Source organism: Candidatus Limnocylindrales bacterium, assembly GCA_035626395.1.
Lineage (GTDB): Bacteria > Desulfobacterota > Binatia > UBA1149 > CAITLU01 > DASPNH01.
This window is the reverse complement of the sequence record DASPNR010000031.1, coordinates 194,739-209,693: the sequence shown is the minus strand read 5'-3', so window position 1 is coordinate 209,693 and position 14,955 is coordinate 194,739. Positions and strand designations below refer to the sequence as shown.

Genomic DNA, 14,955 nt, shown 5'->3' with positions numbered 1-14,955 from the left:
GCCCCGCTCACTTCATCGGAATCCAAGGAGGCCATGCGATGCCGAGAGGAAGCAAGAAAGCCTACACGGACAAGCAGAAGCGTCAGGCCGAGCACATCGAAGAGGGCTACGAGGAGCGCGGCGTGTCGGAGAAGGAAGCCGCCGCCAGGGCGTGGGCCACGGTCAACAAGACCAGCGGTGGCGGCAAGAAGTCCGGCTCCGGACGCGGCATGCCCGAGAACAAGGAGCCCGCGCGCAAGGGCGGCCGCAAAGGCGGCAAGGCAGCGGCGAAGAAGCGCAGCTCCAAGAAGGGTACGGCCAAGAAGGCGTCCAAGAAGAAGGCTTCCAAGAAAAAGGCGTCGAAGAAGCGGGGCGGCAAGAAGCGCGCGACCAAGAAGCGCGCCGGCAAGAAGCGCAGTTCCAGGAAGAGCTGAGGCTTTCGCCCCGAGACGACGCATCGTGGCGCGGCGCGGCAGGCGCAACCAGAAGGAGCTTCATGCACCGCGTCCGTCCCGCAACTGCCGGCGATCTCGAGGCCATCTGCCGCATCCACCAGGCGGCCTTTGCCACCGGCGCCGAGGCGCGGCTGGTCGCGGCGCTGGTGCGTGCAGGGCAGGACCGCATTTCGCTCGTGGCGCAGCGCGACGAGACGGTCGTCGGGCACGTGCTCATGAGTCCGGTGGCGATCGCGGGCCGAAGCGACATCTCGACGGCGCTCGGGCTGGCGCCGCTGGCCGTGCTGCCGCGTTTCCAGCGTCTTGGCGCCGGCGCTGCCCTCGTGCGAGCGGGCCTCGAGCAGGCGCGGCTGCATGCGTGCTCCTTCTGCGTCGTGCTCGGCAACCCGGCGTACTACGCGCGCTTCGGCTTCGTGCCCGCCTCGCGCTTCGGGCTTGCCTGCCTCTATACCGACGGTGATCAGTTCATGGTTGCAGAGGTGCAGCCGGGCGGCCTCGCCGGAGTGCGCGGGCTCGTGACCTATGCGCCACAATTCGCGGTATTGGACGAGTGAAGAACGGCGAGTGCGTGCGCGCAGGGTGCTTGACCTCGCGGTCGGGACTCTGCCACTGTCCTTGATGGACATCGCGTGCTGCCGCTACGCCGGCGATGACCGCAAGAGGAGGGTGGTTTTGACCGCAAGCGCACGTGTCGCCGCAGCTCTGGTCGCGGCCGGCGTTGCTGCCGGCTGCGCGGCGACGCTGTCGCCGAGCCAGCCTTGGCAGGGCATCGGTCTTTCGACCAGGCAGGAAAGCGTCTGCGCCGGCCTCGATGATGCCGGACGCTGCGCTCGCGCCATCGAAAAGCAGCGATGGTCCAAGCTCGACCGCTTTGCCGACCGTACCGACGGCGTGCTGGTGCTCGAGCTGGCGGGCGGGAAGAAGCGGCGCTTCCAGGACGCGCGGGGCAGCTCGCCATCGGACCCGGGTACGCAATACAGCCTGATCGACTACGTCCGCAACGCGGATTCGTTCGTCGTCTTCGAGCTGTCCAAGCAGGGCTCCCGGCACCTGCTCGTGCGGCGCGCCGACGGCGCCGCCGCCACGCTGGATTCGGCGCCGGTGTTCTCGCCCGACGGCAACTACTTCGTGACGACCTCCGCCGATCGCGTCAGCAGCCCCGGAGCGATCCGCGTCTATCGGATGGCCGCCAACGCCGGCAAGCCGAAGATGGAGTGGTCGCTGGAACCGGGAAGCTGGGGCCCCGGACTCCCGCGCTGGGTCGATGAGACGACGATCCAGATCCCGACCAACGGCCGGCCGCAGGTTCCGTCGACGGGCGAAAAGGTGCCGACCGAGCTGACGGTCAAGCGCTCCACGGGCGGGGTGTGGTACGCGGTGTTGTCGTTCACCGGTTCCGAGCGCACCACCAACTGATTCCGACTGCCGCACCGAGCGCCCGGCCGCCGCTCGGGCGCGCAACGCAGCTACGGCGCAGTCCCCGGCGCCAGCAGCTCCACGTCATGCCCGTCGGGATCGGCGAAGTAGAGCGATCGAGCCGGGATCCAGTCGTGCGTCATCGGCCCGTCCACCACGATGCCGCGCCCTTGCAGCTCGGCCGCCGCGCGCTCGAGCGCATCGGCGGTGACGGTGAAGGCGAAATGCTGCTGCGGCCAGCTCCCGCGGTCCTCCTGAAGAACGACCATGCCTGCGGCGCCGCCGGCGCGCAGGAACAGCCAGCGGCGCGAATCGTCGCGCAGGCCCACGCCCAGCCCCAGCACGTCGCAGTAGAATGCTGCTGACCTCTCCAGGTCCGCCACCTTGACGGCGATTTCATAGACGCCCGCAATCTCGATCATGGCTCTCCTCCTCGTGGCGCCTCACGCGCCGCCGGGACGATGAGCCTTTCCTGCCAGCGTCGCAACGATCCTGACGATATGCTGGCAGGCTTCCATCGAGTCGACCGTTGGCGGTTGCCTCCGGGATCCGGCGGATGCTGCCGACGGAGTGCTCCGGCGCCCGGCACTGCCCCGCATCGACAGGGTCGAGGCGGCCTGCTACGCGCCGGCCATGCAAGACGACCCCCGATCCAACCTCGGCGCCAATCTTCGGCGGCTGCGCGCGATGCGCGGACTTTCGCAGGAACAGGCCGCGCGCCTGGCCGGCGTCCCGCGAGCGACGTGGGCGAGCCTCGAAAGCGGCGGCGCCAACCCGACGCTGGTCGTGCTGACTCGCGTGGCCGCCGCCGTCAAGGTCGCCATCGAGGAGCTCATCGGCCCGCCGCGAACGGCGTGCCGCCTTTATCGCGCTGCCGAGGTGCCCGAGCGCCGGCGCCAGGGCGCGAGGCTGCGGCCGCTCGTGCCGGAGGCCATCGCGGGCCTGGAGGTCTCACGCATGGAACTGTCGCCTGGCGCCATGGTCACCGGAGTTCCGCACACGCCGGGGACGCGCGAGTACCTGACGTGTGAAAGCGGACAGGTGGAGCTGAGCGCGGGCGGCGAGCGCTGGAAGCTTACGCCAGGCGACGTGCTCGTGTTCCGGGGCGACCAGAAGCACGGCTATCGCAATCCGAGCACGCGCTCGTCCGCGGTCGCCATCAGCGTCGTCTGCTTCGCGAGAGGAGCCTAGAAGCGCCGGCGCGCTGCGGAGCGAGCGACCGCCGAGAGGTCGGCCGCTTTCTCCGCAGCACCTGGAGAGCAATCGCGCGCGGCGCAGATGCCGGCGTCGACGACGCGCGCGTCGCGCCGTCGGCGCCGGGGTCAGTGCGCAGTCTGGTGGCGCGACTCGCTGCGGCCTCCCTGGCGCGGCGGGGCAGCACGGTCGTGCCCGTTGGCCATGGCCTCGCTGGAGCGCTTGCCGCGGCCGCTCGAGCGCGACTTGCGCGCCTTGGCGCCGCCGCCCTCGGCCTGCATCTGCTCCATCAGCTCTTCCTTGCGCGCCATCATCCGCTCGCCGAGTTCCTTGAGCTCTTCGGTTTCGAAAGCCTTGCGGGCGCGCTTGAACATCTCCTTCTCCTCTTCCTCGGCGTGGTGCTCGATCAGCTCCTTGAGCACCTTGGCCTTGGCCGAGAAGATCTCGGAGGCGGGGTCCGCCTCCTTGACCTCCGGCAGCACCAGGTCCACGACGTGGTGCTCCTCGATTGCCTCCTGATACAGCTTGCGGTCTTCCTTCTTCGATACCGCCTCGCGGTATGCCGGATAGAAGATCTCCTCCTCGATGGTGGTGTGGATGAGGATCTCCGTTTCGAGCTGCGCCAGTAGGGTTTCGCGCCGGGAGGCGGCACGATCGGTCGACTTCTCGAGCTGCGACAGCAGCCCACGCACTTTCTCGTGATCGGCCTTCAGCAACGAGATGGCGTCGGTTTTGGTAGGCATGTCGTCCTCCTTGCGGGTCAATTTCCGCCGACGTTAGCATGCAGCCCCGCGCGCAACTCTCATCCGGCGTCCACTTTCGGCGGTGCGCTCGCCTTTCCTGCGCGTGTAGGGGACAGCATTGATCGGGCGGAACGGCGCCGGGCCGGTCGGCGGTCCGTGCCGCCCGCGAGGAGACGTTCATGGAGATGCGCTCTACCGAGCATGCGCTCCAGACTGCGTACGCGGCCGTGCGCGCCCGCAGCCTCGAGCTCATCGCTCCGCTCTCGGCCGAAGACGCGGTCGTGCAAAGCATGCCCGAGGCCAGCCCGGCCAAATGGCATCTGGCTCATACGACGTGGTTCTTCGAGACGTTCGTGCTCGCGGCGGACGTGGCCGGCCACCGCGGCGACCCGGCCTACGCGGTATTGTTCAACTCCTACTACGAGACCGTCGGCGCGCAGTACCCACGCGAGCGGCGCGGCATGCTGACGCGTCCGACGCTGGGCGAGGTGCTCCGCTATCGCGCCCGCGTCGACGAGGGAATGGAGGAGCTGCTCTCGCAGCGTGCCGGCGACCGCGAGCTGGCGGCGCGCGTGGAGCTCGGGCTGGCTCACGAGGAGCAGCATCAGGAGCTGCTGCTGACCGACATCAAGCATCTGCTTTCGTGCAATCCGATGGCGCCGGCGTACGCGCTTGCGCAGGAGGAGCCGCCAGCCAGGCCGAGGGTTCTCGAATGGATCCCCGGACCCCAAGGCCTGGTCGAGATCGGCCATGACGGCGATGGATTCGCGTTCGACAACGAGGCGCCGCGGCACAAGGTGCACCTGACGCCGTACGCGGTCGCCAATCGCCTGGTCACCAATGCCGAGCTGCGCGCATTCCTTACGGATGGGGGATATCGTCGCGCCGAGCTGTGGCTCTCGGACGGATGGGCCACGGTCCAGCGGCAGGGATGGCAGCGCCCGCTCTACTGGCACGAGGACCTGCGGCATCAGTTCACGCTGGCCGGCACGCGAACGATCGACGAGCACGGGCCCGCCGCGCATCTGTCCTTCTACGAAGCCGATGCCTACGCGCGCTGGGCGGGCCTGCGCCTGCCGACCGAGGCCGAATGGGAGGCGGTGGCGGCGGTGCTGCCGGTACGGCACTGCTTCGATCTTCATCCACGCGCGGACGACCGCAGCGGCCTGCGGGAGGCCTACGGCGCGTGCTGGCAGTGGACGGCGTCGGCCTATCTGCCCTACCCGGGCTTTCGGCCGGCGGGCGGCAGCCTCGGCGAGTACAACGGCAAGTTCATGGCCAATCAGATGGTGTTGCGCGGCTCCTCGTGCGTGACGCCTGCGGGGCACGCGCGCGCGACCTACCGCAACTTCTTCCACCCGCACAGCCGCTGGCAGTTCACCGGACTGCGACTGGCGAAGGATTGTTGATGCAACAGACGACGCTCCTGCAGAAGCCCGCCGCCGCTGCCGTCTTCGCCGGCGATCCGCTGCTGGCCGAGCTGCTGCGCGGCTTGAGGGCGCGCAACAAGCGCCTGCCGCCGAAGTATTTCTACGATGCGCGCGGGTCGGCGCTGTTCGAAGAGATCACGCGGCTTCCCGAGTACTACCTGACGCGCACCGAGCGCTCGATCATGAATGCTCACGTGGGCGAGATGGCCGCCGCCGTCGGCGCGCGCGCGTGCATGATCGAGCCCGGCAGCGGCAGCGGCGAGAAGGCCGAGCAGCTCCTGGCCGCGCTCGAGGATCCCGTCGCCTTCGTGCCGGTCGAGGTCGCCTCGGCCCACCTGGCAGCCAGCGTGCGGCGGCTGAGGCAGCGATTTCCGCAGGTGGAGGTGCTGCCGGTCGACGCCGACTTCATGCGCCGGTGGATCCTGCCGAGGCCGCGCCGCACACCCGAGCGCTGCTTCGTCTTCTTTCCCGGTTCCACCATCGGCAACCTCGCTCCCGCCGATGCCGCGCGCCTGCTGGCATCGCTGCGGCGTCATGCCTCGCTTGCGCTCATTGGCGTCGACCTGCGCAAGCCCGAGTCCGTCCTGGTACCCGCCTACGACGACAGCCGCGGCGTCACGGCCCGTTTCAACCTCAACATGCTGCGGCGCCTCAATCGCGAGTACGGCGCGGATTTCTCGCTGCGCCGCTTCCGTCATCGCGCGCACTGGGACGGCGCCAGCGGCCGCATGCGGATGTTTCTCGAATCGACGTGCGAGCAGCAGGTGCGCGTCGCCGGCTGCAGCCTCTCGTTCGAGCGCGGCGAGCTCATCCACACCGAGGACAGCTGGAAGCACACGCCTGAGCGATTTGCCGAGATCGCTGGTCAAGGCGGCTGGGATGTTGCCAAGCTATGGATGGACGAGCGTGAGTGGTTCGGGGTGTATCTGTTGAGACGGGGGGTCTAGGAGACGGCCCATGCCGACGGCCAGGAAGAAGAAGGCCACGACAAGCAAGACCGCTTCCAGGAAGACCGTTGCTGCAGCACGCAGCACCAAGAGCGAAGCGGCGACCGCCGCGGCCGCGGCCGAGAAGACGCCGCGGCGCCAGGCACGCGGGAAGCCGGCGGCGGGCAAGGCCGCGCAGGCCAAGACGGCCGCGCGCGCGACTGCGCAGCCCAAGGCAGCGGCCCGCACGACTGCCAAGGCCAAGGCGCCGGCCCGCACGACTGCGCCAGGCAAGGCGCGGTCCCGCACGACCGGCACGCGCGATCCACTGGCCGTCTACAAGAGCATGCGCGATTTCGGCAGGACGCCCGAGCCGCAGGGCCAGGGCACCAGCAAGTGGAAGAAGGACAGGAACCCCTTCTTCGTCATCCAGAAGCACGCCGCCACTCGTCTGCACTATGACTTCCGGCTCGAGGTCGATGGCGTCCTCAAGTCGTGGGCCGTCCCGAAAGGTCCCTCGATGAATCCGGCCGACAAGCGCCTGGCGGTGGAGACCGAGGACCATCCTGTCGACTACGCCGATTTCGAAGGCGTCATTCCTCCCAAGGAATACGGCGGCGGCACGGTCATCGTCTGGGACGCCGGGCCGTATCGCAACATCAAGAAGCGAGGCGGGCAGGAAATCGGCATGCAGGACGCTTACGAGCGCGGCAGCATCGAGGTGTGGCTGGAAGGCCGCAAGGTTCGCGGCGGCTTCGCACTGGTGCACAGCCGCATGGGCGACAACGCCAAGAACTGGCTGCTCATCAAGATGCGAGACGAGTGCGCCAGCGCACACGAGGACCCCGTCACCGAACAGGCGCGGAGCGTGATGACGGGGCGGACGCTGGAGGAGGTCGCGGCGGATCCGAAGCGGCGGGTCTGGTCGTCGAAGTGACGGCGGCCGCGGCCTGGAACGCGCTCGCCGAGAGCGAGCGTGCGCTGCTGCGCAAGAAGCGGCAGCCGCCGTGGATGGAGCCGATGCTGGCGACCCTGACCGATGAGCACTTCTCCGATCCCGGCTGGATCTACGAGCGCAAGCTCGACGGCGTCCGCTGCCTGGCCTTCCGCTGCGGCGACCGCGTGCGCCTGTACTCGCGCAACCGCCGCGACATGAGCGCGACGTATCCGGAGCTCGTGCGCGCGCTGTCGCGGCAGCGCTGCGGCGACTTCATCGTCGACGGAGAGATCGTGGCCATGGACGGCAAGGCCACCAGCTTCGCGCGCCTGCAGGCACGGATGGGCGTCGCCGATCCCGGTCCTGCCCTGGTACGGGCGGTCCCGGTGCACCTTTATCTGTTCGACATCCCGTTCTTCGACGGCTTCGACACGACGCGGCTGCCGGTGACCGCGCGCAAGAAGCTCCTGGCGCGGGCGCTGCGGTTCGGCGGCGCGCTCGCCTACACCGAGCACCGCGCGGAGCATGGCGTCACGTTCCTCGAGGAGGCGTGCCGCCAGGGCTGGGAGGGCCTCATCGCGAAGCTCGCCAGCGGCACGTACGCCTGCCGCCGCTCGCGAGACTGGCTCAAGTTCAAGTGCCTCGCGCGCCAGGAGCTGGTCATCGGCGGCTACACCGACCCGACGGGCGCCCGCACCAGCTTTGGCGCACTGCTGGTGGGCTACTACGAGCGAGGCCGGCTGCGCTACGCCGGCAAGGTCGGCACGGGCTTCACCGCGGCCACGCTTGAATCGCTCGGCGCGAAGCTGCGGCGGCTGACCACCGACAGGTGCCCCTTCGAGCCGGCGCCGCGCGTGCGCGGTGCGCACTGGGCCCGGCCTGCGCTGGTCGGCGAGTTCGGGTTCACCGAATGGACCAACGACGGCAAGCTGCGTCACCCGCGGTTCTACGGCCTTCGCACCGACAAGAAGGCCGGCGACGTCCGCCGCGAAAGGCCGAAGGCCTAGCAACGATGGCCAAACGCATCCCAGCGATCCGCAAGGCCGGCACGCGCACACTGGAGGTGTCGAACCTGGACAAGGTGCTGTTCCCCGACGACGGCATCACCAAGGGAGACATCCTCGACTACTACGATGCGATCTGCGGGTGGATGCTGCCGCACCTGAAGAACCGCCCGCTGGTTCTTCAGCGCTACCCGGACGGCATCGCCAGGTTCGGCTTCTATCAAAAGCAGGCCAGCGAGCATTTTCCCGACTGGATCGGAACCGTGCGCGTCAAGAAGGAAGGCGGCTGGCAGGATCTGGTCGTGTGCAACGACCGCGCGACGCTCCTCTACCTGGCCAACCAGGCAGCGCTCACGTTGCACCCGTGGCTGAGCCGCGCCGACCGCATCCACTGTCCCGACGTGCTCGTGGTCGATCTGGATCCTCCCTCCGGACAGTTCGAGCAGGCGCGCTCGGCGGCCCGCTGCTGCAAGAAGATCTTCGATGAGATGGAGGCGCCGGTGTTCCTGAAGACCACCGGCTCCAAGGGCCTTCATCTGGTGGTGCCGCTGACGGGCAAGGACGACTTCGACGTCGTACGCGCGTTCGCGCGCGACCTCATGGATCTGCTGGCGGCGCGGTATCCTGACGAGCTGACCGTCGAGCACCGCAAGGCCAACCGCCGCGGCCGCCTCTACCTCGACATCGCGCGCAATGCGTATGCCCAGACGGCCGTCAGCGCCTACTCGGTGCGTGCACTGCCCGGCGCGCCCGTTTCGGCCCCCATCGAGTGGGACGAGCTGCGGCGCAAGAGCCTGGACTCGCGCACGTACACCATCCGCAACGTGCTGCGGCACGTCGAGGCCGGCGACCCGTGGGCCGAGCTGCGCCGGCGCCGCTGCTCGCCCGCGACCATGCGAAAGCGGCTAGCGGAGTTGACGCGCGGCGGCCGCCTCCCCTGAGTTGACGGCGACTTCGTTGCCGCAGGCCGCGTCGTCGCCCGACTTCCCTCTAAGGCCGTCTTCTTCGCCCGCGGCTTCCATGCTTACGTAGCACCATGGAGCGTCTTCTTCTCTTGCTTCGAACGCGCCAGACACAAGCCATTCCGCGACAGCATGCATCCGCGACGCCACGGCTCCGGCTCAGGCGCGCGATGACGCTCGCGGTGGCAGCGGCGGTCCTGCTGAGCAGCAGCGGCTGCGTCTACACCAACAGCGTCGTCAACGGGGTGCGCAGCGCGCTGCTGTCCAAGAGCAAGCAGAACAACTACGTCTTCCACCCTTCGTTCGTGGTGGAGGAGCCCGAGTTCTTCCGCTCGCTCCACATCATCGGCGAGGGAATGGTGGCGGGAAACCACGCCACGCTGCTCGAGAACGGAGTCGAGATCTTCCCGGCGATGACGGCCGACATCCGCAACGCCAAGGTGTCGGTGAACATGGAGACGTTCATCTTCGCCGACGACGAGGCCGGCCGGATCTTCGCCGATGCGCTCATGGAGGCGGCGCAGCGCGGCGTCAAGGTGCGCCTGACGGTCGACGATTGGGGCGCCGACATGGGCAAGCTCGAAAAGGAGATGATGAATGCCGGCGTGCGGATCGCGCGCTACAATCCGTTGCGCTTCTATACCCTGCGCCGGCCCGGCGTGCGCACGCACCGCAAGCTGCTGATCGTGGACGGCAAGATCGGCTACACCGGCGGCCTCGGCGTGGACAAGCGCTGGCTCGGCGACGCGCGGAACCCCGATGAGTGGCGCGAGACCCAGGTGCGGGTAACGGGCCCCGTGGTCGCGCAGCTGCAGGGCATCTTCAACGAGAACTGGACGTTCACCACCGGCGAGATCCTGGCCGGCGACGACTACTTCCCGGCGCTGCAGCCGACCGGGAAGATGATCGCGCACGCGATCAAGTCCTCGACCGGAGACTCCGCCTCGCTGCCCAAGATGCTCTACATCATGACGATCCAGGCGGCGCGCGACTACATCCACATCACCAATCCCTATTTCATCCCCGACGCTCAGGTCCGGCGCGCGCTGAGCGCGGCCGCGCAGAGGGGGGTCGACGTGCACGTGCTGGTTCCCGGCGAGCACAACGACCTGCCGATGATCCGGTACAACTCGCGCATGCACTACGCAGGCCTTCTCGAGAACGGCGTCAAGATCTGCGAATACCTGCCGACGATGATCCACAGCAAGATGATGGTCGTCGACGGCATCTTCTCCACGATCGGGTCGATCAACTTCGACGCGCGGTCGATGTCGGTCAACGCGGAAGAAAGCCTTTCGGTCTACGATCGCGACTTCGCTACCGCGATGGAGGACATGTTCCAGCGCGACTTGCAGCACTGCGAGGAGATGCAGCTGGAGAAGTGGCAGCGTCGCAGCGTCTTCAAGCGCGCCGGCGAGCTGATCTTCTGGATCCTCGAACCGTACTACTGATCCGCTTTTCCGACACTTACGCGTACGCCATCACGCGAGCAGTCCCCCATCGACGTTACATGCGGCCTCATGTGGCCGCATGTGTTTTTCAAAGGCCTTCACGCCCTGCGGAACGCGTCGTATGTTTGAAAGGCGACACCGGTCCGAGCGTCTAATCGAACGTTCCTGCGGGGTGTCACGCGCGGATGGTGCAGCGATGCACCACTCGTGTGTGCTCGCCGACGGGATGCCTCGGAACAAGGAGAAGGCCCGATGAACTGGGACCAGATCGAAGGAAAGTGGAAAGAGCTCGCAGGCGGCGTGAAAGAGCGTTGGGGCAAGCTGACCGACGATGAACTCACGACCATCGGAGGCAAGCGCGACAAGCTCGCCGGCGTTCTCCAGCAGAAGTACGGCATGGCCAAGGAAAAAGTCGAAGAGGAGATTTCGGACTTCGAGCGAAGCCTCGACGACACGAACAGGCGCATGCACTAGCTCTCGTCCGACGGGCGCAGACAATCGACCGTCGAAGGAGTAACCCCAATGCTACATTACGCAGTCGTTTTTTTCGTCATCGCGCTCATTGCGTCCGTACTGGGATTCAATGGCGTAGCCGGCCTGTCGGCGCAGGTCGGATGGCTTTTCGCCGTTCTGGCTCTGATCTTCCTCGCTGTGGCGCTTCTGAGCGGCCGCGGCGGCCGGGGCATTTCCGCACCATGAGGCGGGAGGGCAGAGCGAGCAGCGTCGCTCTGCCGACGGCGACGGGTCGCGCGCGGCATGCCCGTGCGTGAGGCGCGCGACCCGACGCACCCTTCACGTCGCGACGAAAACGCATCATGATTCCGATCAGCCAGCCACGCCCAAGCTTTCTCGCCGGCGGCCTCCTGCTCGCCGGCTTCCTCTTCATGGCTGCGCCGGTCCTTGCGGCACCCAACGACGTCTGGATCACGACCAAGGTGAAGCTGGCGCTGATCTCGTCCGACGGCATCCATGCCAATGCCATCGATGCGATCAACGTCGACACGGTCAATCGCCAGGTCACGCTGCACGGCTCGGTCAGGAACGCAGCGGAGAAGGAGAAAGCCGAACGCGTGGCGAAGGCCGTCGACGGCGTCCGCAGCGTCCGCAACCTGCTCGTGGTGGTGCCTGCCGCGAAACAGGAGCAGGTCCAGGCGCGTGATGAAGCGATCGCGCGCGACGTCGAGATGAAGCTGCAGCACGAGGACTCCCTCGGCGACAGCAACATCTCCATCCGTTCGGTCCACAAGGGAGTGGTGCTTCTCGGCGGGACCGCGCGCACGTTGACGGATCATCTCACCGCCGTGCAACTGGCCGGCAGCGTCGAGGGCGTGCGCCGCGTGGCAAGCGAGATTCAGAGCCCCGACACGCTCGCCGATGCCGACATCTGGCGCGAACGGCCACGATCCGCGGGCAGCACCGGCACCGCGCCGGCACCCGGGCACGTCGAGAACAAGGTTGCCGCCAACGCCGTGCGCGATCCTGCCACCGGCGAGAGCATCAATCCCAACGTCAACATCGACAATACGCGCGCCACCGGTAGCTACGGCGATGCCGACGATCCCCGCGAGAACCGGGCGAAGGTGGCGGCACTGGAAAAGGATGACCGCGAGGAGAAACGCGCTGCGGCCGCGCTTCCGGACACCGAGACGTCCTCGCCCGGCGAGATCAGGAACGCGAAGGCGGGCGGCGCGGCCGGCGAAGCGGCTGCATCCGAGACCGGCGGCACGGCGCCGGTCTCGAACGAGGCCGCCGTTCGGGAAACGGCCCGTCGCGGCAACGACGCGGCCCGTCCCAGCGGCGCCGCCGCGGACCTGTACACGACCTCGATGGTGAAGATGCGGTTGCTCGCCGACGACGCGACGCCTGCCATGGACATCAACGTCGATACCCGTGGAGGGGTCGTTACGCTGTTCGGCATCGTTGCCGACGAGAAGGAGAAGGCGGCGGCAGAGCGCCAGGCGCGCCAGGTCGACGGCGTGCGCGACGTCAAGAACGAGCTGCAGGTCGTGGCCTCCGCCAAAAAAGAGGCCGTGACCGCGCGCGACGACGAAATCGCCACCAACCTGCAGAAGAGCATGGGCGAGCGCGTCGCGCTCAAGAACGTCGAGGTGGACGTCAAGAACTGCGTCGCGCGGCTGAGCGGAACGGTGCCATCGAGCATCGAGCGGCTCGAGGCGATGCAGGTTGCGCGCAGCACGCGCGGCGTTTGCTCCGTCAAGAACGATCTGCACGTCAACAACTGACGCGCAGACCGCGATCGCGAGAAGGCGGGTGCGCCAGACGGTGCAGCCGCAGAAGGACGGGCATCATGAGGACCGGGAGAGTCGGCGCGTCCAGGCGCCGAGCGCCTTCCAGGCGAGGATGAGACAAGCCATGGCAAATCGTTCCGAACCGGGCGGGCCGCGCTACGTAGAGCCCGAGAATCGCAGAGCCAACGGCGTTGGCGCCTATGCGCCGGGAAGCGAGCCGTCGCTGCCGGCGGCGCTGGAAAAGCTGGCATCGGCAACCCAAGGCGTCATCACCAAACGCATCGATCTCGTGATGCTGGAGATCAACGCGCTCGTGGGCACGCTCGTCGTGCGCACTGCCCTGGTGATCTTCGGCGTCATCGTCGGCCTTGCCGCATGGTTCGGCGCCATCTCGGCGCTGGTCCTGTGGCTGACCCCGAACATGGGAACGGTCGGGCACCTGGCGATTTTCGCGCTCGTCAATGCGGCCATCGGCGCCGTCGTCGTCTTCTTTGCCGTGCGCGAACAGCTGCCCAAGCTCGCCGCCGAAGCCGAAGAAGAACACGAGCGCGACGACTCACGCGCGACGGCGCAACACACCCATCACTGAACGGCGGAGGCACCGACATGGCAACCGAGAATGGCGGCGATTTCGCCGAGCGGCGCGAGGACCTGCTGCAGGGCATCGAGCGGGACGAGGAAGTCCTTCTCGAAGCGGTGCACGAGCTGGCCGACGTCGCGGAGCAGAAGCTCGACCTCCGAGAATACATTCGTTCCTCGCCGGTGGCATGGCTCGCCGGTGCTTTCTGCTTCGGCCTGTGGCTCGGCCTCGGCGATGGTGACGACGACAAGGAAGAGAAACCGGCCCTTGGGCCCCTACTGACTGCACGACCCGAATTCCGCGCGTTAAGGAGACTACGATGATCACGGATCGAAACTCGGAAGATCGCTCGTTCCGACAGATTTCGCAGACGATTCAGACCGACCTCGAGGCCGTTCGCTCCACCGCGACCGACTTCGAGCAGCAGCTGCAGACGTTCGTGCGCGAGCGGCCGGTGGCGGCGGTCCTGGCGGCCCTCGGCCTCGGCTTCGTCGTGGCCCGAATCTTCGCACGGAGGTAAGCGAGATGGCGGACAACAGGAATCAGGTATCGAACGGCGCCGACGCGTCCTCGCGCAACCAGCAGCAGCGCGGGCCGCAGGCGATTCTCAACAGCGGCCGCCAGATCCAGGGCGACGTGCAGCAGCTCGCCACGCACGTGCAGGAGACGACCAACGAGCTGACGCAGGTCATCACCGACCAGATGCGGCAGCGTCCGTACACGGTCCTGGCCACTGCCGCCGGCATTGGCTACCTGCTCGGCGGCGGGCTCAGCTCGCGGCTGACGCTGCTCGCGTTCGGCATGGCGACGCGCTTCGCGATGGCGATGGCCGCTCGCGAGATGGGAAGCTGGGTGACGGAAGGCTTTGCTGGCGACACCGGCGGCGGCGGTGGTGGTGGTGGCGGCGGCGGTTCCCGATCCGGACAGGGCCAGCAGAAGCACTGAAGCCCGCTCCCTCGGAGCGACTCACAACCGGCGCCAGGAGCGAACGCTCCTTGCGCCGCGACGGCAGCAACTTTTCACCGCAGGCAAGGAGCGACCATGAACATTGACGACATTCTCCAGTCCCTCCCGACGCGAGAGGACCTGACCAACGCGATCAACCGGTACAGCTCCTCCAGCAGCAACTGGATGAGCGGCAACAGCAGCAGCACAACCACGGATCTGCTGCCCGCGCTCGGCATCTTCGGAACGGGCATGCTGCTCGGCGCTGGCCTGGCGATCCTGTTCGCACCGAAGCCGGGCGCGGAGCTGCGCCGCGAGATCGGCGACAAGCTGAGCGAGTACGGCGGGCAGGCACGCGAGATGGCGGAGCAGGCGAGCGAACAGGGCAGGCAGATGGCCAGCGAGTATGCCGACCAGGCGCGCCAGATGGCGGGCCAGAGCGGCCAGCAGGGCCAGCAGAGCGGCGGATACTCGCAGGGCAGCACGAGCACGACCGGCGGCGGCACCGGCGGTTATTCCCAGGGCAGCAGCACCGCCGGCGGCGGCCTCGGCAGCTCGAGCCAGACCGGCGGCGTCAGCGGCGGCGGCACCGGAAGAACGCACGGCTGATTCCGCTTCGCTCACTCGGCACCACGTTGACGAGACGGTACCAGGCACGGCCATGCGTCGTGCCTGGTACCTTTG

Annotated in this window: 20 protein-coding genes; 18 read left to right on the top strand and 2 right to left on the bottom strand. The window is 67.7% G+C overall.

The window, feature by feature from the left end:
• Positions 1 to 38 precede the first annotated feature (38 nt).
• From VEC57_12435 to VEC57_12425, 3 genes are all read left to right on the top strand, one after another.
• Positions 39 to 413 (top strand): hypothetical protein, encoded by a 375-nt coding sequence (locus VEC57_12435; protein ID HYB99930.1) that lies wholly within the window; start codon positions 39 to 41, stop codon positions 411 to 413.
• A gap of 62 nt (positions 414 to 475) precedes the next feature.
• The gene (locus VEC57_12430) at positions 476 to 988 is read left to right on the top strand and encodes an N-acetyltransferase (protein ID HYB99929.1); all 513 of its coding nucleotides are present in this window, start codon (positions 476 to 478) and stop codon (positions 986 to 988) included.
• Between the two features lie 118 nt (positions 989 to 1,106).
• The gene (locus VEC57_12425; protein ID HYB99928.1) at positions 1,107 to 1,850 is read left to right on the top strand and encodes a hypothetical protein; all 744 of its coding nucleotides are present in this window, start codon (positions 1,107 to 1,109) and stop codon (positions 1,848 to 1,850) included.
• Positions 1,851 to 1,900: 50 nt separating this feature from the next.
• Here VEC57_12425 and VEC57_12420 read toward each other — a convergent pair whose 3' ends face one another.
• Entirely contained in the window at positions 1,901 to 2,272 is a 372-nt protein-coding gene (locus tag VEC57_12420) for a VOC family protein (protein HYB99927.1), read from the bottom strand.
• 211 nt (positions 2,273 to 2,483) lie between these two features.
• On the opposite strand from VEC57_12420, the gene VEC57_12415 reads away from it, so the two are divergent.
• The gene (locus tag VEC57_12415) at positions 2,484 to 3,041 is read left to right on the top strand and encodes an XRE family transcriptional regulator (GenBank protein HYB99926.1); all 558 of its coding nucleotides are present in this window, start codon (positions 2,484 to 2,486) and stop codon (positions 3,039 to 3,041) included.
• 131 nt (positions 3,042 to 3,172) lie between these two features.
• Here the strand turns inward: VEC57_12415 and VEC57_12410 are convergent, their stop codons facing one another.
• A complete protein-coding gene (locus tag VEC57_12410; protein HYB99925.1) occupies positions 3,173 to 3,787 on the bottom strand; it encodes a hemerythrin domain-containing protein in 615 nt (204 codons plus the stop codon).
• Positions 3,788 to 3,966: 179 nt separating this feature from the next.
• On the opposite strand from VEC57_12410, the gene egtB reads away from it, so the two are divergent.
• From egtB to VEC57_12340, 14 genes are all read left to right on the top strand, one after another.
• Positions 3,967 to 5,196, top strand: coding sequence for an ergothioneine biosynthesis protein EgtB (gene egtB / locus VEC57_12405; GenBank protein ID HYB99924.1), 1,230 nt, complete (start codon positions 3,967 to 3,969; stop codon positions 5,194 to 5,196).
• Complete coding sequence (gene egtD, locus VEC57_12400; GenBank protein HYB99923.1) at positions 5,196 to 6,164, top strand: L-histidine N(alpha)-methyltransferase; 969 nt, start codon at positions 5,196 to 5,198, stop codon at positions 6,162 to 6,164. Before egtB ends, egtD begins: the two co-directional genes overlap by 1 nt.
• A gap of 10 nt (positions 6,165 to 6,174) precedes the next feature.
• Entirely contained in the window at positions 6,175 to 7,080 is a 906-nt protein-coding gene (locus VEC57_12395; GenBank protein HYB99922.1) for a DNA polymerase ligase N-terminal domain-containing protein, read from the top strand.
• Complete coding sequence (gene ligD, locus VEC57_12390; GenBank protein HYB99921.1) at positions 7,077 to 8,087, top strand: non-homologous end-joining DNA ligase; 1,011 nt, start codon at positions 7,077 to 7,079, stop codon at positions 8,085 to 8,087. Before VEC57_12395 ends, ligD (VEC57_12390) begins: the two co-directional genes overlap by 4 nt.
• A 5-nt stretch (positions 8,088 to 8,092) precedes the next feature.
• On the top strand, positions 8,093 to 9,025 hold the full coding sequence (gene ligD / locus VEC57_12385) for a non-homologous end-joining DNA ligase (protein HYB99920.1): 933 nt from the start codon (positions 8,093 to 8,095) through the stop codon (positions 9,023 to 9,025).
• Between the two features lie 191 nt (positions 9,026 to 9,216).
• Positions 9,217 to 10,497: a phospholipase D-like domain-containing protein gene (locus VEC57_12380; GenBank protein HYB99919.1), complete on the top strand. Its 1,281-nt coding sequence runs from the start codon at positions 9,217 to 9,219 to the stop codon at positions 10,495 to 10,497.
• 252 nt (positions 10,498 to 10,749) lie between these two features.
• Positions 10,750 to 10,971: a CsbD family protein gene (locus tag VEC57_12375; GenBank protein HYB99918.1), complete on the top strand. Its 222-nt coding sequence runs from the start codon at positions 10,750 to 10,752 to the stop codon at positions 10,969 to 10,971.
• Between the two features lie 48 nt (positions 10,972 to 11,019).
• A complete protein-coding gene (locus tag VEC57_12370) occupies positions 11,020 to 11,196 on the top strand; it encodes a DUF1328 domain-containing protein (protein HYB99917.1) in 177 nt (58 codons plus the stop codon).
• 116 nt (positions 11,197 to 11,312) lie between these two features.
• Entirely contained in the window at positions 11,313 to 12,740 is a 1,428-nt protein-coding gene (locus VEC57_12365; protein ID HYB99916.1) for a BON domain-containing protein, read from the top strand.
• Positions 12,682 to 13,335 carry a phage holin family protein gene (locus VEC57_12360; GenBank protein HYB99915.1) on the top strand — a complete coding sequence of 218 codons (654 nt, stop codon included), beginning with the start codon at positions 12,682 to 12,684 and terminating at the stop codon, positions 13,333 to 13,335. The genes VEC57_12365 and VEC57_12360 overlap by 59 nt, the downstream gene beginning before the upstream one ends.
• A gap of 17 nt (positions 13,336 to 13,352) precedes the next feature.
• A complete protein-coding gene (locus VEC57_12355) occupies positions 13,353 to 13,649 on the top strand; it encodes a hypothetical protein (protein ID HYB99914.1) in 297 nt (98 codons plus the stop codon).
• Positions 13,646 to 13,846, top strand: a complete 201-nt coding sequence (locus VEC57_12350; protein HYB99913.1) for a hypothetical protein — start codon at positions 13,646 to 13,648, stop codon at positions 13,844 to 13,846. The genes VEC57_12355 and VEC57_12350 overlap by 4 nt, the downstream gene beginning before the upstream one ends.
• 5 nt (positions 13,847 to 13,851) lie before the next feature.
• Positions 13,852 to 14,271, top strand: coding sequence for a hypothetical protein (locus VEC57_12345; GenBank protein HYB99912.1), 420 nt, complete (start codon positions 13,852 to 13,854; stop codon positions 14,269 to 14,271).
• A gap of 96 nt (positions 14,272 to 14,367) precedes the next feature.
• Entirely contained in the window at positions 14,368 to 14,880 is a 513-nt protein-coding gene (locus tag VEC57_12340; protein ID HYB99911.1) for a YtxH domain-containing protein, read from the top strand.
• The last annotated feature ends 75 nt before the right edge of the window (positions 14,881 to 14,955 follow it).

Bases quoted from the DNA above. Each gene is read 5' to 3' on its own strand.
- VEC57_12380 (HYB99919.1), top strand. From the start codon at position 9,217: ATGACGCTCGCGGTGGCAGCGGCGGTCCTGCTGAGCAGCAGCGGCTGC.
- VEC57_12435 (HYB99930.1), top strand. From the start codon at position 39: ATGCCGAGAGGAAGCAAGAAAGCCTACACGGACAAGCAGAAGCGTCAG.
- VEC57_12420 (HYB99927.1), bottom strand. From the start codon at position 2,272: ATGATCGAGATTGCGGGCGTCTATGAAATCGCCGTCAAGGTGGCGGAC.
- VEC57_12415 (HYB99926.1), top strand. From the start codon at position 2,484: ATGCAAGACGACCCCCGATCCAACCTCGGCGCCAATCTTCGGCGGCTG.
- VEC57_12375 (HYB99918.1), top strand. From the start codon at position 10,750: ATGAACTGGGACCAGATCGAAGGAAAGTGGAAAGAGCTCGCAGGCGGC.
- VEC57_12350 (HYB99913.1), top strand. From the start codon at position 13,646: ATGATCACGGATCGAAACTCGGAAGATCGCTCGTTCCGACAGATTTCG.
- VEC57_12410 (HYB99925.1), bottom strand. From the start codon at position 3,787: ATGCCTACCAAAACCGACGCCATCTCGTTGCTGAAGGCCGATCACGAG.
- egtD (HYB99923.1), top strand. From the start codon at position 5,196: ATGCAACAGACGACGCTCCTGCAGAAGCCCGCCGCCGCTGCCGTCTTC.
- VEC57_12395 (HYB99922.1), top strand. From the start codon at position 6,175: ATGCCGACGGCCAGGAAGAAGAAGGCCACGACAAGCAAGACCGCTTCC.
- VEC57_12365 (HYB99916.1), top strand. From the start codon at position 11,313: ATGATTCCGATCAGCCAGCCACGCCCAAGCTTTCTCGCCGGCGGCCTC.
- VEC57_12355 (HYB99914.1), top strand. From the start codon at position 13,353: ATGGCAACCGAGAATGGCGGCGATTTCGCCGAGCGGCGCGAGGACCTG.
- egtB (HYB99924.1), top strand. From the start codon at position 3,967: ATGGAGATGCGCTCTACCGAGCATGCGCTCCAGACTGCGTACGCGGCC.
- VEC57_12345 (HYB99912.1), top strand. From the start codon at position 13,852: ATGGCGGACAACAGGAATCAGGTATCGAACGGCGCCGACGCGTCCTCG.
- VEC57_12340 (HYB99911.1), top strand. From the start codon at position 14,368: ATGAACATTGACGACATTCTCCAGTCCCTCCCGACGCGAGAGGACCTG.
- VEC57_12430 (HYB99929.1), top strand. From the start codon at position 476: ATGCACCGCGTCCGTCCCGCAACTGCCGGCGATCTCGAGGCCATCTGC.
- ligD (HYB99920.1), top strand. From the start codon at position 8,093: ATGGCCAAACGCATCCCAGCGATCCGCAAGGCCGGCACGCGCACACTG.
- VEC57_12370 (HYB99917.1), top strand. From the start codon at position 11,020: ATGCTACATTACGCAGTCGTTTTTTTCGTCATCGCGCTCATTGCGTCC.